General features: G+C 63.2%; 20 protein-coding genes. 16 read left to right on the top strand and 4 right to left on the bottom strand.

The genetic code is table 11. The features are described 5' to 3' along the window. Positions 1–164: 164 nt before the first annotated feature. Positions 165–797 carry a uracil phosphoribosyltransferase gene (upp, locus tag FLG15_RS12825; RefSeq protein ID WP_150146473.1) on the bottom strand — a complete coding sequence of 211 codons (633 nt, stop codon included), beginning with the start codon at positions 795–797 and terminating at the stop codon, positions 165–167. A gap of 151 nt (positions 798–948) precedes the next feature. Here upp and FLG15_RS12820 point away from each other — a divergent pair, with 151 nt between their 5' ends. The 5 genes from FLG15_RS12820 to FLG15_RS12800 all read left to right on the top strand — a co-directional run bounded on the left by FLG15_RS12820 (position 949) and on the right by FLG15_RS12800 (position 7,084). Next, entirely contained in the window at positions 949–3,507 is a 2,559-nt protein-coding gene (locus FLG15_RS12820) for a TonB-dependent receptor (RefSeq protein ID WP_209228268.1), read from the top strand. Further along, complete coding sequence (locus FLG15_RS12815; RefSeq protein ID WP_209227800.1) at positions 3,504–4,625, top strand: phytase; 1,122 nt, start codon at positions 3,504–3,506, stop codon at positions 4,623–4,625. The genes FLG15_RS12820 and FLG15_RS12815 overlap by 4 nt, the downstream gene beginning before the upstream one ends. Next, a complete protein-coding gene (locus FLG15_RS12810) occupies positions 4,622–6,001 on the top strand; it encodes a purple acid phosphatase family protein (protein ID WP_057677857.1) in 1,380 nt (459 codons plus the stop codon). The genes FLG15_RS12815 and FLG15_RS12810 overlap by 4 nt, the downstream gene beginning before the upstream one ends. A 375-nt stretch (positions 6,002–6,376) precedes the next feature. Further along, positions 6,377–6,679, top strand: coding sequence for a glycosyltransferase family 32 protein (locus tag FLG15_RS12805; RefSeq protein WP_057677858.1), 303 nt, complete (start codon positions 6,377–6,379; stop codon positions 6,677–6,679). Between the two features lie 6 nt (positions 6,680–6,685). Beyond that, on the top strand, positions 6,686–7,084 hold the full coding sequence (locus FLG15_RS12800) for a hypothetical protein (protein ID WP_139790927.1): 399 nt from the start codon (positions 6,686–6,688) through the stop codon (positions 7,082–7,084). Positions 7,085–7,420: 336 nt separating this feature from the next. Here the strand turns inward: FLG15_RS12800 and FLG15_RS12790 are convergent, their stop codons facing one another. Then, entirely contained in the window at positions 7,421–8,917 is a 1,497-nt protein-coding gene (locus tag FLG15_RS12790; protein WP_150146471.1) for an aminotransferase class III-fold pyridoxal phosphate-dependent enzyme, read from the bottom strand. A gap of 121 nt (positions 8,918–9,038) precedes the next feature. On the opposite strand from FLG15_RS12790, the gene FLG15_RS12785 reads away from it, so the two are divergent. From FLG15_RS12785 to secF, 6 genes are all read left to right on the top strand, one after another. After that, positions 9,039–9,470: an Lrp/AsnC family transcriptional regulator gene (locus FLG15_RS12785; RefSeq protein WP_017157266.1), complete on the top strand. Its 432-nt coding sequence runs from the start codon at positions 9,039–9,041 to the stop codon at positions 9,468–9,470. Between the two features lie 153 nt (positions 9,471–9,623). Continuing rightward, a complete protein-coding gene (gene queA, locus FLG15_RS12780) occupies positions 9,624–10,694 on the top strand; it encodes a tRNA preQ1(34) S-adenosylmethionine ribosyltransferase-isomerase QueA (RefSeq protein WP_057677860.1) in 1,071 nt (356 codons plus the stop codon). Positions 10,695–10,775: 81 nt separating this feature from the next. Next, positions 10,776–11,921 (top strand): tRNA guanosine(34) transglycosylase Tgt, encoded by a 1,146-nt coding sequence (gene tgt, locus FLG15_RS12775; protein WP_057677861.1) that lies wholly within the window; start codon positions 10,776–10,778, stop codon positions 11,919–11,921. Positions 11,922–12,052: 131 nt separating this feature from the next. Next, on the top strand, positions 12,053–12,406 hold the full coding sequence (gene yajC / locus FLG15_RS12770) for a preprotein translocase subunit YajC (RefSeq protein ID WP_003489768.1): 354 nt from the start codon (positions 12,053–12,055) through the stop codon (positions 12,404–12,406). Between the two features lie 190 nt (positions 12,407–12,596). Further along, complete coding sequence (gene secD, locus FLG15_RS12765) at positions 12,597–14,441, top strand: protein translocase subunit SecD (protein WP_014090428.1); 1,845 nt, start codon at positions 12,597–12,599, stop codon at positions 14,439–14,441. Between the two features lie 114 nt (positions 14,442–14,555). Beyond that, positions 14,556–15,524 (top strand): protein translocase subunit SecF, encoded by a 969-nt coding sequence (secF, locus tag FLG15_RS12760; RefSeq protein WP_057661353.1) that lies wholly within the window; start codon positions 14,556–14,558, stop codon positions 15,522–15,524. A 99-nt stretch (positions 15,525–15,623) separates the two neighbouring features. Here the strand turns inward: secF and FLG15_RS23500 are convergent, their stop codons facing one another. Next, the gene (locus FLG15_RS23500) at positions 15,624–15,830 is read right to left on the bottom strand and encodes a hypothetical protein (RefSeq protein ID WP_342343559.1); all 207 of its coding nucleotides are present in this window, start codon (positions 15,828–15,830) and stop codon (positions 15,624–15,626) included. 309 nt (positions 15,831–16,139) lie between these two features. Here FLG15_RS23500 and FLG15_RS12750 point away from each other — a divergent pair, with 309 nt between their 5' ends. Continuing rightward, positions 16,140–16,781: an AbiU2 domain-containing protein gene (locus FLG15_RS12750; protein WP_057677863.1), complete on the top strand. Its 642-nt coding sequence runs from the start codon at positions 16,140–16,142 to the stop codon at positions 16,779–16,781. A gap of 196 nt (positions 16,782–16,977) precedes the next feature. Here FLG15_RS12750 and FLG15_RS12745 read toward each other — a convergent pair. Further along, positions 16,978–18,065 (bottom strand): IS3-like element ISXcd1 family transposase gene (locus FLG15_RS12745; RefSeq protein WP_223842567.1). Its coding sequence is split into 2 segments (ribosomal slippage): positions 16,978–17,813 and positions 17,813–18,065, totalling 1,089 coding nucleotides; the frame shifts between segments, so codons are not numbered across the junction. A gap of 256 nt (positions 18,066–18,321) precedes the next feature. On the opposite strand from FLG15_RS12745, the gene FLG15_RS12735 reads away from it, so the two are divergent. The 4 genes from FLG15_RS12735 to FLG15_RS23490 all read left to right on the top strand — a co-directional run bounded on the left by FLG15_RS12735 (position 18,322) and on the right by FLG15_RS23490 (position 23,995). Further along, a complete protein-coding gene (locus FLG15_RS12735) occupies positions 18,322–18,558 on the top strand; it encodes a hypothetical protein (RefSeq protein ID WP_081023147.1) in 237 nt (78 codons plus the stop codon). Positions 18,559–18,753: 195 nt separating this feature from the next. Then, the gene (locus FLG15_RS23495; RefSeq protein ID WP_370512601.1) at positions 18,754–18,864 is read left to right on the top strand and encodes a hypothetical protein; all 111 of its coding nucleotides are present in this window, start codon (positions 18,754–18,756) and stop codon (positions 18,862–18,864) included. A 490-nt stretch (positions 18,865–19,354) separates the two neighbouring features. After that, positions 19,355–19,996 carry a DUF1629 domain-containing protein gene (locus tag FLG15_RS12720; RefSeq protein WP_170922327.1) on the top strand — a complete coding sequence of 214 codons (642 nt, stop codon included), beginning with the start codon at positions 19,355–19,357 and terminating at the stop codon, positions 19,994–19,996. 33 nt (positions 19,997–20,029) lie between these two features. Further along, positions 20,030–23,995: a hypothetical protein gene (locus tag FLG15_RS23490; protein ID WP_370512600.1), complete on the top strand. Its 3,966-nt coding sequence runs from the start codon at positions 20,030–20,032 to the stop codon at positions 23,993–23,995. Positions 23,996–24,022 lie beyond the last annotated feature (27 nt).

The following is a 24,022-nucleotide window of genomic DNA, read 5'->3' as shown; positions in this document are numbered from 1 at the left end:
TAGCCATGCCAGCAACATGATCGAGATCGGACGCGCTGCGGCATTTCCTGCTGCCGTCGGGAGAAGGTGGCGCGTAGCGCCGGATGAGGGTAGGGCGTCAGCAAGAACACTGGCATGCCGTACCCTCACCCCAATCCCTCTCCCGGGGGGAGAGGGGCTTGAACTCACTCCATCCGCGTCCCCAAAATCCGGTCGCCTGCATCGCCCAGGCCGGGCAGGATGTAGCCCTTGTCGTTGAGGTGGTCGTCGATGGCCGCGGTATAGACCTCGACATCCGGGTGCGCCGCTTCCAGCGCTTTCAGGCCCTCCGGCGCAGCGACAAGGAAGATGCCTTTGATGCGCCGTGCGCCCGCGCGCTTGAGCATGTCGATGGTGGCAATCAGGGTGCCGCCGGTGGCCAGCATCGGGTCCAGGATCAGGGCGTCGCGTTCTTCCAGGCGGCCAGTGAGGCGTTCGAAATAGGGCACCGGTTGCAGGGTCTCTTCATCGCGCTGCAGACCGACCACGCTCACGCGCGCGGCAGGAATCAATGCCAGTACGCCGGGCAGCATGCCCAGGCCGGCGCGCAGGATCGGTACCAAGGTGATCTTGGCGCCGGCGATGCGCTGCACCGTCACCGGGCCCGCCCAGCCCGGCTGGGTGTGCGATTCGGTGTCCAGGTTGGCGGTGGCCTCGTAGGCCAGCAGCGTGCCCAGTTCGGTGACCAGTTCGCGGAAGCCCTTGGTGCTCAAGGCGGCATCGCGCAGCAGGCCGATCTTGTGCTGGACGAGGGGGTGGCGGACTTCGACGATTTTCATGGGCAGTGGCAGGCGGGGGAGGGGCACAGTGTGCCGCAGCCGCGCAGTGTGTCGCCACACTTCGGATGTGATCGCCGATGCATATGTCATGTCAGTGAAACGTCGTAGACATAGTGTGCCCACCCATTCTTAACCGATTGGGGAAGCACCCGTGTTGAACAAGACTCCACTCTGCCTGGCGATCACGCTGACGTTGGCTGCGGCCACGTGGAGTCCGCTGGCGCACGCGGCCGAGGGTGCGGCCACCGGCGGCGCTGCCAGCGCTGCGGCAATCGACCTGGAGCGGCTGGAGGTGCGTCCGCAGCTGGAAGCGCAGGAGCGCGCAGTGGATCTCAAGCGCGCCTCCGATGCCATCCAGGACGCGGTTGCCTCCGATGCGATGGGACGTTACCCGGACAAGAATGTTGCAGAATCCTTGCAGCGCCTGCCCGGTGTCAGCGTTACGCGCGACCAGGGCGAAGGCCGTTTTGTCGTCATCCGCGGCCTGGATTCGTCGCTCAACAGCGTCACCATCGACGGCATGACCATGGGCACGCCGGAAGACGGTACGCGCTCTGCACCGCTGGATGTGATTCCTTCCGATTCCACCGAGCGCCTGAAGGTGGTCAAGTCGCCGACCCCGGACATGCCGGGCGACTCCATCGGCGGCGCGATCCAGGTGGAATCCACCTCCGCCTTCGATCGCGACGGGCGCACGGTGCGCGGCTCCATCGAAGCCAGCCACCAATCGCTGTCGGGCAAGACCAGCCCGAAAGGTGCGTTCAACTACAGCGACATCTTCAATGGCACCTTCGGGGTGGCAGTGGGTGTGAACTATCAGGACCGCGAGTTCGAATCGGACAATACCGAAGTGGCCTACGACACCTTCGACGGTGGCGCCGACGACGATCTGTTCGCCGGCGAAGTGCAACGCCGCAAATACTTCATCGAACGCATCCGCATGGGCGCGAACCTCAATCTGGACTGGCGCCCGGATGCGGATAACCGCTACTACCTGCGCACGCTCTACAGCCGCTTCGACGACGCGGAAACGCGCCAGCGCACCATCTTCGGGTTGAGCGATGGCGAGGTCAGTGCCAACGGCGACGGCACCTACAACGTGGCCGACTTGCCGGCCGACAGCATTTCCAAGCGCGTGCGCTACCGCACCAAGAAGGAAGACACCATGGCGTTGAGCGTGGGTGGCGAAAACCGCCTGAGCGCTGCCACCGTGGACTACAAGCTGGGCTACACCAAGACCCGCGAGCGCGTGAACGATGAAAAGGAAGCGCGCTTCAATTACGACGGCGACGATCTGTCTGCCACGGTGGATCAGCGTAGCGGCATTCCGAAGCTGGGCTTCTCCGACAACGGTTGGCAGAGCAACGATGACTTCGTGTTCGATCGCTTCGTGATTGCGCCCACGCAGGTGGACGACAGCGAGCGCAGCGCGCAGATCAATGTGCGCTTTGACGGCGAGCATTCCAGCCTGAAGATGGGCGTGCTGGGCCGCTGGCGCGAGCGCGGGGTGAACGTGGACGAAAGCGAGCTGCGTCGTGGGCCGGCCATCGACCTGAGCGACTGGACCACCGCCGCGCCCGAACACCGTGGCGGCACCTTGGGCCAGAGCATCAGCTCGGACGGCATGCGCCGTTACTGGAATACGTCCGGCGATCTGTACAGTGCACGCCCGCAAGACGTGGGCGGCAACCTGCAGACCTCGCTGCAGGACGATTACACGGCCACCGAAGATGTCTTCGCCACCTATGCGATGGGCACCTGGGACATCGGTGCGCTGCGCATTATTGCCGGCGTGCGCGTGGAAAATACCCAGTTCAATGCCACCGGCAACCAGGTGGACGTGTCAGCCAATGGCCGCACCGCCACGGTGACGCCGCGCGAGGCGTCCAGCAGCTACACCAACGTGCTGCCCGGCCTGCATCTGCGTTACGACAGCGGCAATGACTGGGTGCTGCGCTTTGCGGCCAACAAGACCTTGGCGCGCCCGGCGTTCGGCGACGTGTCGCCGCGCGTGAGCATCAACCGTGGCGATAACGAGGTGAGCCTGGGCAACCCCGATCTCGATCCATACCGCTCGCAGAATCTGGACCTGTCGTTCGAAAAATACATCGGCAGTACCGGCGTGATCTCGCTGGGCGTGTTCCACAAGTCGATCGACGACTACATCGTGCAGACCATCAACACCAACGATGCGGAATTTCCGGGCCTGCAGGTCACACGCTCGATCAATGGCGACACCGCCAAGGTGCGCGGCGCGGAATTCAATTGGCAGCAGACCCTGGACTTCCTGCCCGAGGGCTGGAATGGCTTTCTGGTGGGTGCCAGCGCCACGGTGCTGGATAGCGATTTCAATCCGGGGCTGGAAAATCGTGCCGGCGATGACTTCACCTTGCCGCGTTCGTCCAAGCGCATCTACAGCGGCCACCTGGGCTACGAAAAATACGGCTTCAGTGCGCGCGTGGCGGCGGTGTATCGCAGCCAATATCTGGACACCATCGGGCAGAGCCGTGCGTACGATATCTACGTTGCCCCGCACACGCAGCTGGATTTCAGCATGAACTATCAATTCAACAGCCGCGTCAGCCTGTATCTGGAAGCGCAGAACCTGCTGGACGAGCCGTTGGAGCTGTATCAGGGCATCCGTTCGCGCACCCTGCAAAATGAAGAGTACGGCCGCACCTATGCGCTTGGCCTGAAGGTGGCGCTGTGATCGCACCGCGCACCCTGGTGCAGATCACGCTGCTGTCCGCCGCCGCCGCACTGGTCGGTTGCGCCACCGCCCCGGCCGGCCGCGAAGCCGACGAAGCGCTGCTGAAGGATCCCTTGCTCAGTCAGGCCAACGTAGCGCATGAAGTGGTGCCGGAAGCCTTCATCACCGCGCTGACGCCAGCGGACAACCTGGATTCGCCGGCCAGCTGGATGGCGCCGGATGGCCGCCGTTGGGTGATCGCCACCGCCAAGGGCACGCATGCGCTGGTGGTGTTCGACGGCGACAGCGGCCAGCGGCTGCGCGTGGTCGGCGGCAAGGGCAAGGCGCTGGGCAAGCTCGACCGCCCCAATGGCATCTCGGTGGTCGATGACCTGGTGTTCGTGGTGGAGCGCGACAACCGGCGCGTGCAGGTGTTCTCGTTACCCGATCTCACGCCGGTGACGGCATTCGGCCAGAACGAACTGCGCGAGCCCTACGGCCTGTGGGTACGCAAGCACGATGGCGGCTACGAGGTAGTGGTCAGCGACAACTACATGTCGCCGGCCAACAAGGATCTGCCGCCGCCGCTGGCCGAACTTGGCCAGCGCTTTCGGCGTTATCAGCTCGATGCTGCAGGGCAGGGCTGGCAGGCACGCCTGACACAGAGTTTTGGCGACACCAGCGAAGCCGGTGCGGTGCGAATTGCCGAATCGGTGTTCGGCGACGAAGCCAATGCGCGGCTGATGATTGCCGAAGAAGACGTGGCCGTGGGCACCCAGTTGCGCGAGTACGGCATGGACGGGCGGTATCGCGGCCGCAACGTCGGCAGCGGGCTGTTCAAGGCGCAGGCCGAGGGCATCAGCTTGTTCGCATGCAGCGACGGGAGCGGCTACTGGATCGCCACCGATCAGTTCAAGGACCGCAGCGTTTTCCAGCTCTTCGATCGCAAGACGTTGGCGCATGTCGGCGCCTTCGCCGGCCGTGTGACCGCCAACACCGATGGCGTGTGGCTGGATCAACGCGGCGATGCGCGCTTTCCGGGCGGCGTGTTCTACGCGTTGCATGACGACCAGGCAGTGGCCGCCTTCGATTGGCGCGATATCGCGCGTACATTGCGCCTGAAAGAGTGCACGCCATGATGGCCGCGCGCAGATCGGTCTCTGCGTTGCTTGCGGCGGTCGCAACCATGAGTGTTCCCGCGTCGGCTGCCGACCGTGCTGCCGAACCCAACACGCAGGTGCCGGCGGGTTCGACGCATTACGTTGCCGATGGCTTCCCGGACCGCATCGTCGCCACGCCGGCGCAAGACGCGGCCACCGGGTTTGCGGTGGCCTGGCGCACCGATGCCAGCGTCGACAGACCCTGGCTGGAACTGGTGGTCGCCGGCGATTCGCCGGATGTAGGGTCGCCACGACGCATCCGGGCGAGCACGCTGGTGCTCGCCAGCGAAAACGGCAGCTCGCATCACCATCGCGCCGATGTGGACGGGCTGCAGCCGGACACGATGTACGCCTACCGCGTGCAGGGGCAGGGAACGTGGGGCGCCTGGAATCACTTCCGCACGGCTGCCGCAGCCACCACGCCGCTGACCTTGCTGTATTTCGGCGACACCCAGAACAAGAACCTCAGTCTGGTCTCGCGGGTGATCCGTCAGGCCTGGCGCTCGGCACCGGACGCGCGGCTGGCCTTGTTCGCCGGCGACCTGGTCAGCGGCAAGGACGGCCAGGACGACAACGAATGGGCCGAGTGGTTCGAGGCCGGGCGCTGGCTGCTGGAAGGCACTGCAGTGGCGCCGGCGCCGGGCAATCACGAATATCGCGAAGAGGGCGAAGACACGCCGCAGGCAACCCGCGTGCTCGCTAGCCATTGGCCGGTGACCTTTGCATTGCCGCGCAACGGACCTTCGGCCGCCGCGCGTACCAGCTACTGGTTCGACTACCAGGGCGTGCGCATTGCCGTGCTCGACGGTACCTCGGCGCTGGACCTGGGGACCGGCCCCGCGCAGGCGCAGTGGCTGGACAAGGTGCTGGCCGACAACCCGCATCCCTGGTCGATCGTCCTGATCCATCAGCCATTCTTTTCGCCGCGTGCCGATCGCGAAAACGAAAAGTTGGTCGAGCAGGTGCTGCCGGTGATCCGCCGCCACAAGGTGGATCTGGTGCTGCAGGGCCACGACCACACCTATGGCCGACGTGGCGATGCGGCAGGGCAGGCGACGCCGGTCTTCGTGGTCTCGGTCGCCGGGCCCAAGCAGTACCGCCTGTCGGACATGGCGCGCACTACCATGCGCCCGGTAGGCGAAGATACCCAGCTTTACCAGGTGCTGCGGCTCGACCAACGGCATTTGGTGTATGAATCGCGTACTGCCACCGGACGTCTCTACGACGCGTTCGAACTGCAACGCGACAGCAACGGCAGCAAACGCTTGATCGAACGCGAAGCCGGGCGCATCGCGCCGCGTAATTGTCCGCGTAGCGCAACGCTCAAGGGGCGTGCGGATCGATGCTGGGAATGAGTCAGGGCAGGCAACCGCCTGCCCGGCAATGCCATGCTGCCGGTGGGCGGAGCCAGCAGCGTGCAGACGATCTGCAAGCTGCGCGTATTTGGTGGCGTGCAAGTTGCCAGCTTCTTCGACGTGCCTGATCGCCGCCTTGAATATGACAAGTCAGCAAGCGGTTTAAGCCGGATTTCGGCAACATTTACGCGCTGTTTCAGAACTTCGCATCCGCATAGATGATTTCTATGATCGTGCGGTTGATCATCATGTACTGCGATTTATGTCACGTCGATAGTGCGACTACGGTTGGTGCGGCCGAGCCAGCAACCAGGTAGCCGAATCGATGCGGCGCTGCGGGGGCGGTTTGGTTCCCCCACAGCCCGAGTCGCCTCCATGATTCCCCAACTGATTCACCTGACCGCACCCACCAAGCAGCTGCTGTGGGAAGAGCGCAGGATCTGCGATCGCCTGCAGCGCCTGTTGCCTGGATGGACCTGTTACGTCTGGGACGACGCCGATAACGCAGAACTGATGCGGCGTGCGTTCCCCGAGTTTGCCGCGCGCTACGAGCAGATCCGCTTCGGCGTGATGAAAGCCGACATCGCCCGCTGCGCGTACATGCACGCGCATGGCGGCTTCTACTTCGACACCGACTACAAACTGCTGCGACCACTCGATGCGCAGGTGCTGTCGTAGCATTGCGTGCTGCCCGTCGAGGAAGGTGCGCCGGGCCAGGAAGACTTCAAGATCGGCAATGCCGTGTTCGGCTCAGAGCCCGGGCATCCGTTCTGGCGCGCGTTCATCGAACACATCTTTACCGCGCACGCCCCGGAAACGCTAAAGGACCATCGCGAGATTCCGATGATTTCGGGCCCGCGTGGGCTGACGCGTTTCTACAACGCGCACGGTGGGCAGTTCGCCGACATCCTGTTCCCCCCACGCGACGCCTTCCATCCGGATCGCACCTGGTTCGGGCTTGGCCATCGTGGCGGCAAGATCGCGGTCGGCTCGCACCTGTGCTGGGCATCGTGGCGCGGCAAGTCGCCGCGGCGTGCGCTGACCAACTACCTGCGCCGCAAGTTGAATGCGGTGCCGATTTGAATGGCAGCATGCGCGGTGATACGGCAATCGACCTGGGGCAGGGTCGCCCAGGTCGAAACCGAGTGAGGTCATTGCCCTGCATGCAGTAGGCGATTTATGCAAGCGCAAGCTTGCATGTTCAATTGGCTTCGCATCATGTGTTGCCGGTGTTGCGCGAAGTCTGGCAAGCAGTGCAGATGGCGCGCGTTCGCTGATGGCGCGACCTGGCTCGATTGAACGCCAGCGGCGCTGGCGCTGATCAGACCGCCAGGCTCCACAGCATGTGGGCGGAGCAGACTCGCCGTCTGCCGGGGTGCACGCCGACGCCATGCGCGCCGGCGTGCCGCATGGAGCGACTCAGGCCGCCTCGGCCTGCACCTGACGTGGACCTTCCTTGAGCGCACGGGCGATCAGGCCGACCAGCAGATCGAGCTCGTCTTCGTCCATCGCGAAGTGCGGGGTGAAACGCAGCGAATTCTCGCCGCCGTGGATCACGTTGACGCCGCGATGGCGCAACCACTCCTCGGTGGAACCGGCGCCGTAGCACTTGAATTGCGGCGCCAGTTCGCAAGAGAACAACAGGCCGGTGCCTTGCACCTTGGTGATCAAGCCGCCGAGTTCGGCTTGCAGCGCTTCCAGCTTGGCAATCGCCTGCGCACCGCGGATGCGGATGTTCTCGCGCACCTGCGGCGTGAACAACGCCAGCGTGGCGCAGGCCACGTCGAGCGCGCGCGGGTTGGTGGTCATGGTGTTGCCGTAGGTGCCCTTGCGGTACACCTGCGCAGCGTGCTCGGTCACCGCCAGCACCGACAGCGGGTACTGGGCCGCGTTGAGCGCCTTGGAATAGGTTTCCAGATCCGGCGGGTCGAGCTGCTCGAATCCGGGGTAGTCCACCACCGAGAGCACGCCATGCGCGCGCAGCCCGGCCTGGATGGAATCGACCAGCAACAGGTTGCCATGGGTCCGGGTGAGCGCGCGCGCAGCGGCGTAGAACTCGGCCGGCAACGCGCGCCCCGGGTCGCCTTCGCCCATTACCGGCTCCAGGAACACCGCTTCGATGAACCAATGATTGCGCGCGGCCTCATCGAAGGCGCGTTGCAATGCGGCCACGTCGTACGGCGCGATCGCGATCACCGAATCTTCGTCGCGATAGCTGGCCAGGTACTTGGTGTAGGTCTTGCGGCTGGAATCGGAATACAGCCCCGGGCGATCGGTGCGGCCATGGAAGCTGCCCTTCACCACCAGGCGCTTGATGGTGGCGCCGGCGTGCCGTGCGCCCGGGTCGGTGTGCAGCTTGGCATTGGTATCGACGATACGCGCGGCCAGGCCCACCGCTTCGGAGCCGGAATTGAGACACATGAAGCGTGCGAACGGGCAGCCGCCGCGGCTGTGGCCGATCTCCGCACGCAGGGCGCGATCGAGCCGGCGTTGCGCCAGGCTGGGCGTCATCACGTTTGCCATCACCTGCGGGCGCGCCATGGCCTCGAGCACCGCGGCCGGCGTATGGCCGAAGCCGAGCATGCCGTAGCCGCCGGCGTCGTAGAGCACTGCGCCCTTGAGCGTGACCACCCATGGCCCGCGTGCGGCCAGTGCCACATATGGCGTCACTGCATCGTCGGCGTAGAAATTGATGAAACCTTCCTGCACCGCGCCGATCTGCGCCTCTTCGTCCAGGTCCAGCAGGTCGGCGGCATCGTCGCGCACCAGCGCGTATTCGGCAGCGGCGGCCTGGATGGCGTGCTGCAGGTCTGGGTGGTTGGCGGCCAGGCGCGCGATGGTCGCGTCGTCCAGGCCTTCGGTCAGGCGGCGGCCGGCATGGGCACGCAGCGGGGCGAGCGGGGCAAGGACGGACATGGCGCATCTCCTTTAAGGTGGCGTTCCCTTTCTATTATCGGCAGAAGATCGGCATTTGGCAGCGTGAATCTGGGCAGGAAGTGCGGTATTTTCGGCGAATCGCCGAAACCAATGCGCAATAGTGAAGATCACCCCCTCCGACGAACGCCTGTTGTCGCTGCTGCGCGAGGACGCGCGCGCTTCCACCGCCCAGATCGCGCGGCGGCTCGGGCTCTCGCGCACGACCGTGCAAAGCCGCATCGAAAAGCTCGAACGCGATGGCGTGATCAGCGGCTACACCGTGCGCACGCATGACGACTACGAGCAGGGCCGCATCCGCGCGCACATCCTGATCACCGTGCTGCCCAAGAAGATGCCGGCCGTGGTGAAGGCGCTGCGCGATATCCCGCAAGTGCGCCTGCTGCACTCGGTCAGCGGTGCGTACGACCTGGTCGCCCTGGGCGTGGTCGGTGGCGTCAACGAGATGGACGTACTCACCGACGCCATCGGCGCCATCGACGGCGTGGAGCGCACGACCAGCGCGATCATCCTGTCGACCAAGTTCGAGCGGTGAAAGGAGAATCGGGAATAGGGAATCGTAAGAGCAGCGAATCGGGGGCGGAAAGGCGACGATGAAGCCCTGCCGCTCGTCCGATTCCCCATTCCCAATTCTCCATTCCCGGCCGCAGTTACACTATGCGGCTACTCAGACAACGATCCTGCGGCCTTGAAGAAGTCCGATTTCCATTACGACCTGCCCGACGAACTGATCGCCCAGGCGCCGCTGGCCGAGCGCGCGGCGAGCCGGTTGCTGGTGGTGCCGCCGTCGCCTCAGGCGCTGGCCGACCGCCAGGTGCGCGATCTGCCCGAGCTGCTGCAGCCCGGCGATCTGCTGATCTTCAACGATACCCGGGTCATTCCGGCACGCTTGTTCGGGCAGAAAGCCAGTGGCGGGCGGGTGGAAATCCTGATCGAGCGCCTGCTTGGCGAACGCGAGGCGCGCGTGCAGATCGGCGCCAGCAAGTCGCCCAAGGCCGGCAGCGTGATTGCGCTCGATGCCGGCGGCCAGGCCGAGGTGCTTGGCCGCGATGGCGAGTTCTATCTGCTGCGTTTTCAGATCCCGACCCCGCTGGAGCACTGGCTGCTGGAGGCTGGTCGCCTGCCGCTGCCGCCCTACATCCGCCGCGAGCCGGGCGTGGAAGACCGCGAGCGCTATCAGACCGTATTCGCGCGCGAAGTCGGCGCGGTCGCCGCGCCCACCGCCGGGCTGCACTTCGACCAGCCACTGCTGGCGCGCTTGCGCGAGCGCGGGGTGGAGTTCGGCCACGTCACCTTGCATGTGGGGGCCGGCACCTTCCAGCCGGTACGGGTGGACAAGCTCGACCAGCACGTCATGCACAAGGAGTGGCTCAACGTGGGTGCGGCGCTGGTGGAACAGGTGCGGCGCACCCGCGCCCGCGGTGGCCGCGTCATCGCGGTGGGCACGACGGTGGTGCGCTCGCTGGAAAGCGCCTGGCGCACCACCGAGGCCGCGCCCGAAGGCGAATTGCAGCCGTTCGCCGGCGAAACCCAGATCTTCATCCTGCCCGGCTACCGCATCCGCAGCGTCGATGCGATGGTCACCAACTTCCATCTGCCCGAAAGCACCTTGATGATGATGGTCTCCGCCTTCGCCGGCCGCGAGCGCATCTTCGAGGCCTACCACCATGCCATCGCGCAGCGCTATCGCTTCTTTTCGTACGGCGATGCGATGTTGTTGTGGGGCAGGGAATCGGGAATCGGGAATGGAGAATCGTAAGGCGGTATCCGCCAAACGATCAGCCGCCTGCCAACCGCTTTTCCGATTCTCCATTCCCGATTCCCCATTCCCGGCCTTTCAATGTCCCGACTCCAGTTCCAACTCCAAGCCACCGACGGGCATGCCCGGCGTGGGCGCCTGACCTTTCCGCGCGGCACGGTCCAGACCCCTGCGTTCATGCCGGTCGGGACCTATGGGTCGGTCAAGGGCATCCTGCCCGAGCAGATCCGTGCCCTGGGTGCGGAGATCATCCTGGGCAACACCTTCCATCTGTATCTGCGCCCCGGCCTGGAGGTGATCGGCGATCACGGCGGGCTGCACGGGTTTGCGCGCTGGGATGGCCCCATCCTGACCGATTCCGGCGGGTTCCAGGTGTTTTCGCTGGCGCACCGGCGCAAGATCACCGAGCAGGGCGTGACCTTTTCCTCGCCCACCGATGGTGCGCGGGTGTTCCTGGGCCCCGAAGAGAGCATGCAGATCCAGAAGGTGCTCGATTCGGACATCGTGATGATCTTCGACGAGTGCACGCCGTACCCGGCCACCGAAGAGGTGGCGCGCCGCTCGATGGAGCTGAGCCTGCGCTGGGCGCAGCGCTCGCGCGATGCGCACGACGGGCTGGGCAACGATGCGGCGCTGTTCGGCATCGTGCAGGGCGGGGTGCATCCGGACCTGCGCAGCCGCTCGCTGGAGGGCCTGCAAGGCATCGGTTTCGACGGCTATGCGATTGGCGGGCTGGCAGTGGGCGAGCCCGAGCACGAGCGCAACGCCATGCTCGAACACCTGCATCCACGCCTTCCGGCCGAGCGCCCGCGCTACCTGATGGGCGTGGGCCGACCGGAGGATCTGGTGGAAGGCGTGGCCCGGGGGGTGGACATGTTCGACTGCGTCATGCCCACCCGCAATGCGCGCAACGGCCACTATTTCACCTCGTTCGGCACCGTGCGCATCCGCAACGCCAAGTACGAACGCGACCTGGACACCATCGAGCCGGGCTGCGGCTGCCATGCCTGCAGCAGCGGCTATACGCGCGCCTACCTGCGCCATCTGGACCGCTGCAACGAAATGCTGGCGCCGATGCTGGGCACCCTGCACAACCTCTGGTACTACGAAAAACTGATGGCCGACATGCGCGCGGCGATCGCGGCGGGAACCTTTGTGGAGTTCCGGCGGTCCTTCTATGCGGCACGCGGCGCCACCACGCCGCCGTTGCCGGGGGAAGCCAGCTGAGACCGGCCGCCCGCGCCCTGGCGCGGACGGCGTGGAACCTGCGTGGCATAATTCCCGGCTGTTCCGCTCCGGCGGTACCTGAATAGCGAGCGGGCCCATGGTCGCGCTGGCACCAAACTAGGATGCACTGAATGAATCTGCTCGATTTCCTGATCCCCGCTGCCCAGGCGCAGGCCGCTGGCGGCGCGCCGGCACCCGGCCCGATGGGCGGCCTGTCCACCTTCGCGCTGCCGATCATCCTGATCGCGGTGATGTACTTCCTGATGATCCGCCCGCAGATGAAGCGTCAGAAAGAGCACAAGGCGCTGCTGGACAAGCTGGCGCGCGGCGATGAAGTGATCACTTCCGGCGGCGTGGCCGGCGTGATCACCGACATCGGCGACAACTTCATCAGCGTGGAAGTGGCCGACAACGTGCGTATCCGCGTGCAGAAGAGCGCGGTGGGCCATGTGCTGCCGAAGGGCACGCTGAAGTCGGCGAGCTAAACGCGTCTTGCAACGGCTGCGCCGCCGTCAGGTAGGCGCAGTCGCAAAGTGGAGCCGGAGATTGTGACCCACCGGTTCTGCCGTACCGCCCGTATCCATCTGAAGACCATTGGCGACGTTGTACCGGTCGCTTGAAGTCGTTCTCACTGCTAGGCGCGGCGCCGGGATGGTGCCACGCGGGACTGTCGCAATGCTCGAATTTCCTCGCTGGAAGTATTTCCTGATCCTGCTGGTACTGGCCGTCAGTGCGCTGTATGCGCTGCCCAACGTGTACCAGAAGGACCCGTCCGTGCAGATCACCGCCAGCCGCGGTGCGCAGCTCGACGACGCATTGCGCAGCCGCATCGACGGCGAGCTCAAGAGCGCCGGCATCACCCCGAAGGCGATCACCAAGGAAGGCGACAGCCTGATGGTGCGGTTGCCTTCGCTGCAGGCGCAGACCCGCGCCAACGACGTGTTGCGTCAGCAGCTGGGCGAGAACTACACCGTGGCGCTGAACCTGGCCTCCACCGTGCCGGACTGGCTGGCCAAGCTGGGCGGCCGGCCGATGGTGCTGGGTCTGGACCTGGTGGGCGGTGTGCACTTCGCCATGCAGGTCGATCAGAAGGCCGCGCTGGAAAAGCGCCTGGACGGCTTTGCCGAAGACATCCGCACCACCTTGCGCGATGCGCGTATCCCGTACCGCTCGGTGGAGCGTCGCGCCGACAACAGTATCCAGGTCAACCTGGGCGAGGGCGCCAATGCCGACGCCGCGCGCGTGACGCTGGCCAAGGCGCAGCCGACCCTGACTTACGACGTCAGCGGCCAGAACATCGCAGTCAAGGTGCCGGAGGCCGAGCTCAAGCAGATCGCCAGCGGTGCGATCGAGCAAAACCTCACCACCTTGCGCAACCGCGTCAACGCGCTGGGCGTGTCCGAGCCCACCATCCAGCGCCAGGGCGAGGACCGCATCGTGGTCGAACTGCCCGGTCTGCAGGACACCGCCGAAGCCAAGCGCCTGATCGGTGCTACCGCCTCGCTGGAATTCCGCGCCGTGGTCGACGGCAACGCCGACGACGCCGTGCGTAGCGGCAACATTCCGCCGGAGGCCAAGGTCTATCGCCTGCGCGACAGCAACGCTCCGGTGTTGTTGAACAAGCGCGCGCTGGTGACCGGCGACCAGATGGTCAGCGCATCGGTCAGCACCGACCAGAACGGCATGCCGGCAGTGGCGGTGACGCTCAACAACGTCGCCGGCCAGCGCATGTTCGACTACACCAGCGCCAACGTCGGCAAGCTGATGTCGGTGGTCTACATCGAGCGCATCCCCACCGTGACCATGGTCGACGGCAAGGAAGTGCGCAGCGTGCGGGTCAAGGAAGAAGCCTTGTCGCCGACCCGCATTGCCGGCGTATTCGGCAAGAACTTCCAGACCACCGGCCTGGAAAAGACCGAAGCCGAGAACCTGGCCAAGCTGCTGAAGTCCGGCTCGCTGGCCGCGCCGATGGATTTCGTCGAGGAATACGTGATCGGTCCGAGCCTGGGTGCGGAGAACGTGGAGCGTGGCGTCACCGCGGTGGTCTACTCGTTCCTGTTCACCCTGGTGTTCTTCACCATCTACTACCGCGTGTTCGGCGCGATCACCTCGGTGGCGCTGCTGTTCAACCTGCTGATCGTGGTGGCGGTGATGTCGCTGTTCGGCGCCACCATGACGCTGCCGGGCTTTGCCGGCCTTGCCCTGTCGGTGGGTCTGTCGGTGGACGCCAACGTGTTGATCAACGAGCGTATCCGCGAAGAGTTGCGCCTGGGCGTGCCGGCCAAGTCGGCGATCGCGGCCGGTTATGAAAAGGCGGGCGGCACCATCCTCGACGCCAACCTCACCGGTCTGATCGTGGCGGTGGCCTTGTACGCGTTCGGTACCGGCCCGCTGAAGGGCTTCGCGCTGACCATGATGATCGGTATTTTCGCCTCGATGTTCACCGCGATCACGGTCTCGCGCGCGCTGGCGGTGTTGATCTATGGCAGCCGCAAGAAGCTGAAGTCTGTCGCTATCTGAGATGCGAGTCCGGCCCTGGCCGGTGCAGCCCAGCTGCACGCGGTCGGGGAATGAATCCCTTTGCAAGCGTCTGCGCCCCAATGGCGCAAACGTCTTAAACGGAAGATCTTTTCCATGAAATTGTTCCCGCTCCATCTCATTCCCAACGACACCAAGATCGATTTCATGAGCTGGCGCAAGCCGGTGCTGATCTTGATGCTGGTGCTGGCAGTCGCCTCGGTCGGCATCATCGTCGGCAAGGGTTTCAATTACGCGCTGGAATTCACCGGCGGCACGCTGGTGCAGACCTCGTTCCAGAAGACCGTGGACGTGGACCAGGTGCGCGAGAAGCTGTCCAAGGCCGGCTTCGAAAACGCCCAGGTGCAGAACGCGCGCGGCGGCAATGAAGTCATGATTCGCCTGCAGCCGCATGGGCAGAACAACAATCGCGACGATGCCGCGCGCACCGTTGCCGAAGATGTGCGCAAGGCAGTGACCAGCGACGAGAATCCGGCCACCGTGCAGCCTGGCGAATTCGTCGGCCCGCAGGTCGGCAAGGATCTGGCCTTGAATGGCGTGTATGCCACGGTGTTCATGCTGGTGGGCTTTTTGATCTACATCGCGTTCCGCTTCGAGTGGAAGTTCGCGGTGGTCGCCAGCCTGACCGCCTTGTTCGACTTGCTGGTCACCGTGGCCTTCGTGTCGCTGACCGGTCGCGAGTTCGACCTGACCGTGCTGGCCGGCCTGCTGTCGGTGATGGGCTTTGCGATCAACGACATCATCGTGGTGTTCGACCGCGTGCGCGAAAACTTCCGCGCACTGCGCGTGGAGCCGCTGGAAGTGCTGAACCGCTCGATCAACCAGACGCTCTCGCGCACGGTGATCACCGCGGTGATGTTCTTCCTGTCGGCATTGGCGCTGTACATCTACGGCGGCGAATCGATGGAGGGCCTGGCCGAAACCCACATGATCGGCGCAGTGATCGTGGTGATCTCCTCGGTGATCGTGGCCGTACCGATGCTGAGCATCGGTCCGTTTGCGGTGACCAAGCAGGACCTGCTGCCGAAGGCCAAGGACGTGGAGGCGCTGGCGCGTCGTCCTTGATGGGTTGGCAAAAGGTCTGACGAAAAAACCGCGCATTGCGCGGTTTTTTTGTTTCTGGCGGTGAACGTCGTGACTTCATGATCGTGCACTGCGACGTTATTACTCAAGATTTTCAACGCTAGGATTTCCTGGGGCACGTGATGCCGATCGATACGCAATACGTCGCGTTAGAGAAACAACAGCGACGTCAAACGCCTGGTTCTGTATGCCCGTAGTCACCTGCGCATCGGCCGCCATGCGGGTGAGGAACACCGCGACCTCCATTTGGCCCGTCTGCGCCGGATAACGCTTGCCGCTGGCAAGGATGAAGCGCCGTATCCAGCCCAGATAGGCTGCTCGGTGCGCAGGCTGTAGTGCCGTATGCGCGGGCGATCGCGCATCTGTTCGAGTAGCCAGAGCGGTGGAAGCACTGTTACGCCGTGCTTTTTGGGGCGTATCTCATACGCCTGCATCCTTGCTGGATAACACTGAAAGCATCCGAATGGTCGCGTCCGCTTGCCATCGTGCAATCCCGTGACCCCGGATAGGATTTCCTCCTTCACAAAGCGGCAGCGATCCAAGATACTCAACGCAACACCGCATTTCGGCGGTCCAATGTAGTTAGGGCGAACGCGGATGACCACGCGATCCATGGATGAGATACGTGCCGAGTACATTTCCTCAATGGGAGAGGAGTTAGGCGCCAGCTTCTACGAGCTCTATCGAAAGCTCGTCGAGCTCCACATCCTTTGGCAGCAATATCGTCAGCTGTTTGGAAATGACACGGGGACGGTCCACCTGCTTAATAGAACCGCTGGTCTGTTCTTCAAGATCGTGCAAGACGAGCTGTGGGACAGTGTCTTGCTTGGAGTCTCACGGATGACAGATCCGCAGGCAACAGGCAAGAAAAGGAACCTGACAATACAGTCGCTGCCTCCGTTGATAACGGATCTGGTGCTACGAACCGAGCTTCAATCACTTTGCGACAAGGCGTTGGACTCAGCGGAGTTTGCGCGCGAACATCGTAATAAACGCATTGCTCATCAGGATCACAACTACCTCAGCAATCGAGGTTCCGACCCCCTGAGCGGCATAAGCAGGGCGATCGTGGAGCAAATGCTAGCGGCGTTGCGCGCTGTTCTAAACCGCTTGGAGCAGCATTTCAGAGACAGCACGGTTATGTACGAAGACTTCGTGGATGAGAGTGGGGCTAGGCTTTTGGTCCACAAGCTGAGAAAGCTAGAACGGCTACAAAACGGTGCGGCTAGTGCGCCCTAACAATTCATTCAAGCCGATGCGGCTTCGCGGCACGGCTTAACTCAGGCGTTAAGCAAAAGGATCAAAAATGATCGAGCCATACAGAATTGAAAGCGAGGCTGAGGCAGATGCATATCTGAGTGACCTCTTGGGGAAAAATGAATATCGCTCCATGCCCGGGTAATCCCCCCGCTTTGAGCGTTCGCCAAAAGTGGAGCTAGGCGGCCATCGCCAATTTCATTGCTGGCGTGATACCGCCGAGCGCCATGTTGGGGCGCTCATGGTTGTACGTCCATAGCCAGCGCGTGGCCTTGTCCTGAACCTGCTCGATGGTGTCGAACAACGTTGTGGCCAGCCAGGCGTAGCGGACGGTGCGGTTGTAACGTTCGACATAGGCATTCTGCTGCGGCTTGCCTGGCTGGATGTGCTCGATCCGAATCCCGCGCTGCTGTGCCCAAGCTAGCAGCGCGCCGCTGATGTACTCCGGGCCGTTGTCGCAGCGAATGGCGTTTGGCTTGCCGCGCCAGTCAATGATCTGTTCCAACGAGCGGATCACCCGGGCCGATGGCAGCGATAAGTCGACCTCGATGCCCAGACCCTCACGGTTGAAGTCATCGAGCACATTGAACAACCGGAAGCTGCGGCCGTCGGCCAGCTGGTCGTGCATGAAATCCATCGACCAGACCTGGTTGATCGTCTCCGGCACCGCCAACGGCTCTGGCCGCTCGCGCACCAGCCGCTTCTTCGGCTTGATCCGCAGGTTCAACTCCAGCTCCCGATAGATGCGGTACACCCGCTTGTGATTCCAGCCAAAGCCCTTCACGTTGCGCAGGTGCAGAAAGCACAGGCCGAACCCCCAATCACGATAGGTTGTGGTCAACCGCACCAGCCAATCGGCAATCCGGGCGTTCTCCTCGCTGGCCTTGGCTTGATAGCGAAAGCAGGTCTCGCTCACCGCAAAGGTCCGGCAGGCATGCCGGATGTTCGTGTGGCCACCATCTACGGCCCATCGGGCCATCTCCCGGCGTTGAGATGGCCTCACCATTTTTTTGCCATCGCCTCCTTCAGCAGGTCGGCGCTGAGCTGGGCATCGGCGTACATCTTCTTCAGGCGCCGGTTCTCGTCCTGCAGCTCCCTGAGCTGGGACATCAGCGATGCGTCCATGCCGCCGAACTTGCTGCGCCACTTGTAGAACGTCGCCGAGCTGATGCCGTGTTCCCGGCACAACTCCGGCACGGGCGTGCCGGCCTCGGCCTGCTTGAGGACGGCAATGATCTGGCTGTCGGTGAAGCGGGATGTCTTCATGGAACCTCCTCGGAAAAGGGTACGAGAAAATTCCACTTCTGGCGTCAGCTAACCTGTGGGGGGATTACCCCCGAAGTCGAGCAACGCGCCAAGCAATTCATCCAAGACGATGAGCTTCGTGCTTACTTCATCAAAAAGGCAAAGGATATCCTCGCGGGCTAGGTCATGGATTTCGTGGCCTAGGCCTAACAATTCGTTCAAGCCGGAGGGCTACGCCGCCGCTTAAGTCCAGCGTTAGGCGCTTTGGGAGATAGTCATGGGACGCAAGAAGGAGTGGATTCCTGGTTTGTCGTTCTCCTGGAAGCGTGCCACCGGCATTTCAAGTGCAAAGTCCAAGCTGTCCCGGCAACTTGGCGTTCCGCTCTCCAAATCGGGGCGGCAACGTAAGGTGGGCAAAGCCATGGGCTGTTGCGTCCCTGTTGTTTTCATCTTTGCTGGCGGTTGCTTTGCAATCTTTGGCATTGCAAGGTCCGTATCATTGTCGGCTGCGTAGCCAGTACCTCGGCCGCGCGTCTAACAACTCATTCAAGCCGAAGTCGCTTCGCAACTCGGCTTAATTCAAGCGTTAGGTGGCACAGGGATGGACTCGCAGGACATCAAAAACTGAGCAACCGCATACGTCGCTCTCCAGCAAGACAGCGGTCGCTCCCGTAATGGTCACCCACTTTCCTGGGCCGCAGAGTGCGTCATGCTTCCCGACAGTTTGGCGAGCGCTGAGGATTGCTGGGCCGGAACCCTGGAGATCCTCTGCCGTACCCCATCAGAATCGGTCATTGGCATACTTGCTGCCGGGCCCTGATACGCCCAGGGTTCTGTAGACACTCACGACCCCCGTTGCGCGTAGCGCCGTTCAAACTCTACAGTGGACAGGTCGCCGGTTGAACTATGACGGCATTGGGGGTTGTAGAACATCTCGATGTAATCGAACACCTCGGCCCGGTCGGCAGCCGTATGCGCTGGCTATGCACGTACAACCATGAGCGCCCCAACATGGCGCTCGGCGGCATCAGGCCAGCAATGAAATTGGCGATGGCCGCGTATCTCCAGATTTGGCGAACACTCAGAGCGGTTGGGGGGGGGCTTTTCCCACGCAGGTTCTGCGAGAGCAGGCGCGGGCATCTCTCAGTATTTGGGTGTTGGATCATTTGGTAATCGGTGTCAGGCGCCTACGAGCCGGGCGGCAAGTGGAATGTGGCCCTCTCCTTTGCTTCATTGCTTGGGTCGGCAAAGCGGCCGAGTTAAGCTCTTTCTGTCAGCTGAGACCACAGCACACGGAAGGGATGAAACGCATGACATCAACGACACCCAATCAGCCGACGGCCGGGCGCTTTTATATGTTCGAAGCAGACATGGAGAGCAACAGGCCGACCTGTGGGGTCAGGTTCGAGAATGTTCGTAACCTGCTGTCCCCTCCGCGGTTGATCCTGCGGCCGGAGGAAGGAGGATTTCCGACGCTCCGTGAAACACCTCAGCTAACCTATGACCCTAAGACAGGTCCAGCCCCGCGCGATCTAGAGCCAGGATTTAGTGGCTATTGGCTGGTTTCTGAGCGACTCCACGATGTCATGGTGTCGGCAGACTCCGACGCCTTTGCTTTTGCGGAGGTGGATTACCGCTTGGCCGACGGAGCCAGAGGTCCGCGCCACTTTTTGTGCGACGTTGTTCGCGAGCTTGATGCCTTGGACGAAGTTGCCTCGAAGCTACAAATTGAAGTAGACGACGACTACGTCAATGGCAAGTTCTACTCGGTGGGAGGAGGAGCCAGCTTGGCCTTTAGGCCGGAAGTCGTGGGTCAAGCCCACGTATTCCTTACGCCGTTCAGCTCATTCGTGATTTGCGACCGAGCCTTCAGAGACGCGGTCCATGAAGCAGGGATTCCTGATGATGCTGGTGAAAGCGGCATCTCTTTTATTGACGCATCAGACATCTAGCCGCGCCTGGGCAACACGTAAGGAGCATGGAGCATGCCGCGTAGCAGCCCTATTTTTCAGGATCATCATGGGTTCGAGCAGCAAACCGTTCGTTACAGCCGCATTTTGCGGGTGCTGTCGGACTCAGATCGCTTCGACATTAATGCGCCTGAGAATCGAATTTTCATGCCGCACGACAAGGGCCTGGCTCAGGCAATGGGCGTCTCACCGCATAGCGGCGGCCCAATTCGAGACTACCAGGTCGGACTGCTCGACAACCTTCGGCGCTTAGAGCAATCCAAAGATGGCAGGGCCGCGCTGGCGGGTGATCCTGACGCCTTGGATCGCATTGCTGCCAGAGTGAATCACCTGCGCGACACAGTGAAGGTGGGATTGGTCAATGGAGATCTTCACACGAATGCTTCGTTAGGCCAGACGGCAAATGATGCACGTGTAAAGACGCAGGCCTTTTTCGGGAACGCACGTGGTTACGCCGATACTTATGCGAACCAAGTGGACGCTCTTGGGAAGCTAGGCCCCGTTGAACACGGGTGGGTTGGTGTCACCCATAACGAATCCCGCGTCATCGCCACCCTGAATCACTTCAATGGGTCAGGACAGCTGTTGACCCGCGGCGGCAACCTCGATCTTCAGCGTCATGGCTTAAGTCAGGCCATCTCCGACGCTTACCATGGTGGGAAGCTGACGCTGTCACCAAATGGCGTGGCTGTGGTTGAGAACACCTTGGGCGAAGAGGCCGCCAGACCTTTGCGAGTTCCCCGCGGTCAAAGCGGCGCGGCGTCCATGGAAGTGTTGCTGGGCAATGCATCCACCAGCACCCTGGTGCGCTCGGGTGGCTTGCTGGCCACCGGCGCGGATGCGGTGCTGACTGCCCGCCGTTCGGCCGAGTTGCTGGAACAAGGCAATGTCACCGCCGCCCAGTCCGAAGTCGCCCATGCATTGGCCCGCAACGTCGGCGGGTGGGCCGGTGGTGCCTCCACCGCGGCGGCTCTGGGCGGTAGCGGCTTCGTCCCGGCGGCGTTGGTGGTCGGCGACGCGCTGCTGATAAGCAAGGCGTTCGACAAAGGCGCCGATTTGCTGGACAACCGCGCCATCTACCACCAAACCGACAAGGCGGGCGTGGAGTGGCAGTTCAACGGCCGCAACTGGCAGCGCGAAGCCGCCATTGACCTCGCCCAGGAGGGACGGCGCACATCGGGCGAGCAGCCCGTGGTCGCCAGCTATGAGAAATCGCAGGAACTGGGCGCGCTTGCTAACGCCAAGGCAGTGGAGCTGGCGTTGGGCAAAGCACCGCCACCCCAGGACCCGTTCAACCTCCCCGCCCAGGCAAGCGACCACGTGGGATTGGACAACCAGAACTGGCGGCGCAATCCAGAGAGCCAGGCATGGGAACGCCAAGTCAAAACCGCCGTGTCCGGTGCCGACGACCGGGGCAGCTACGAACACCAAACCGCTCCCCCGGAACGCGCGCAACAGCTCAACCAAGAAGCCCTGGGCCGCATCGAAAGCAACATCGCCACCGGGCGCGAAGCCATCGCCACCGCCTACCTGGAAAACCATGCAGCGCAACGCGCCCAGGCTTACGGTGTCGAAGTGCCTGCGGCTGTTCAAGCCGCCCAGGCCAAGCCCGGCGCGGTGCTGGGGTCAGACGCTCAGCTTTACCAGCGCACTGAGTCAGGACAGTGGGCCGGCAAAGATGGCGTCGCCAGTGGCAATCTGGCGGTGGAGCTGGAACTGACCGACCAGATGCGCCAGGCCTCGCTGGAGCGCGCTAAGGAAACCCTGGCGGCTATTGAGGCACTTCCCGCGCCCACGGCTGCGCAGCTGGAGCACAACGAGCTGCTGCACCGTTACCGGGCCGCAGGCGTCGATTTGAACGTCAACCCGCAGACCCAGCAGGCCGTGGCTCTGGCCTCGCAGCGGACCATGGACGCCAATGGCATCAGCGGGCCGACCATGCAGCAGTTGCAGCGCAATGAGTCGGGGCAATATGGGTATGACAGCCCCATCGCGCACCTCCAACGCTGCAGCGATGGGGTCACTCGTGTGGTGGCCATCACCAGCAGCGAAGACATCCGGCAGGCGTTGAGTGAGACGCAAGGCTATCGGCGAGAATCGCCGATCCTTGGGCGCGTGACCGAGGGAACTGCAGACGCGGACACATCGACCTCTGAGTCGTCCAATCCGCAGCAAGTGCTGGATATCCAGGCGCGCATGCAAGCCTCTGTCGCGGCGCAGGCTCGGCAAGAACGTGAACAGCAAGAGCGTGTTGCGCAAGAGCAGCACGTCGCGCAAGTGCGCGAGCACCTCCAGCAGGCACAGCCTGAGCACGAAGACAGGTCGCAAAGCGAACAAGCGGTCCAGGCGCAGGCCGTGTTGGAAGGTCAACGCCAAGCCGAGCAGCAGCGTGAGCTAGAAGAGCGCCAGGTGCAGGAGCGCCAAGCTGACAATCAGCAGCGGGAGCAACAAGACCGGCAGGCTCAAGAAACCAGGCAGGTTGAGGCCCAGGAAGGTCAGGCTCGGCAGGCACAGGATCAGCAGCAACAAACTCAAGCACTCGAACCGACGCAGGACCAACGTCAGCAAGCCTCGCAGCAACCAGACACTCAGCTGCACGCACCAGAGCTCGCGCTGACTCAGCAAACAACGCTCCCTCAGTCGCAGGAGGATGCATGCTCACGGCTGGAAACACAGAATCAACCGGCGAACGAACGCCTTGCTCCTGACGCACATGACTCACTGAAGCAAACGTCCGAGGCAGGTGACGCGCAGTCGCACCTAGCACAAGGGGCAGAGCGCGCTTTGGAATCGCAAGCGGTGCAAAGCCGCGACACCGCGCGCATCCAAGTGCCGCTCTCCGAGGGCCGGGAATCGGGCAACCCACCTTTACAAAGCGCGCAGGCCGATGCGGTGTCCCCGGCGCTGTATCGCCACGTGCAAACGCAGCAGATGGAGATGGAGCAAGCGTCGGCCCCTCAGCAAGACTTGGCGCGTGAGCAGGAGGCAACGCCGGTTCGGGCCATGGCTCCAACAGCAGAACCGTTGACGGCATCGCTTTCGACGGCGTCTACCACGCCTGAGCGAGAAACCGAGGCCGAACAGCCCCGTCCTTCAAACGCTTTGCTCGCTGATCATGGTGCGCCGGTGCTGCCCCCAGAACACTTCGCGCAAGCGCGTGAGCAGGCATTGGCAAGCAGTGCCGACACTCGCTTGCCCGTCGGGTCTGTTGACGCAGAAAACCAACAAACGCAATCAACCCCGTCGCAGGACCGCAGCGCCGCAGACCCGGGCGGCGCCCTGTTCCTGGAAGAGACCATGCGCTCGCTGCGCCAGTTGCAACAGGAGATTGAGGCGGCGGATCGGGAAGACGAACGCTTCCACCAGGAATGGCGGGAGTATCGTGAGCGCGGAGAACCTTATCCCTTCGCTCAAAAGAGGGCGCTAGACCAGGAGGGTGGCAGCATCGATGCATTCAGTGCGCACCAACCAAGTGGCCGCTCGCCCAGTGAAGCGGCTGAGCAAGCCGATGCCTTCCCACCTCTAGCTCAGCGCTCCATCGGGCCGGTGGTAGGTGATGTGCCAAACGATTCTTCGCAGGTTGCGCGGAAATCCATCACCGGTGACCCCGACGTGGACGAGGTGCTCTACGCACTCGATAGCAAGAACGAGCTGGCGATCGAGCAGGCCTTGAACCGGGTGGCCAACAGCGCAGCAACGCAGGCGCTGATCAAAAGAGGCAACGAGTTCCTGGAGGCGCAGGCCCAGCAAGAAGCCCAGGAGCACGTCGCCACACGCCAGGCGCTGTGGATGGATGTCTCAGCTGAGGTCAACACCAGCCGGGGGCCGGTAATGGTGATGACTTTGCCGGAGTTCGCCAAGGGACCGATGCAGAGCGGTCCCCAAGGTGACGGCGGTGGAGGTGGAGACGGCGGCGGGGGAGGAGGAGGAGGAGGCGGTGGTGGTGGTGGTGGTGGTGGTGGGGGGGGGGGCGGTGGTTAGTCAGAATCTCTTCCATGACCAGCCGAG

It is taken from the genome of Xanthomonas phaseoli pv. dieffenbachiae (assembly GCF_008639345.1).
GTDB classification, from domain to species: Bacteria; Pseudomonadota; Gammaproteobacteria; order Xanthomonadales; family Xanthomonadaceae; genus Xanthomonas; species Xanthomonas phaseoli.
This window is presented reverse-complemented; position numbering and strand designations above follow the sequence as displayed.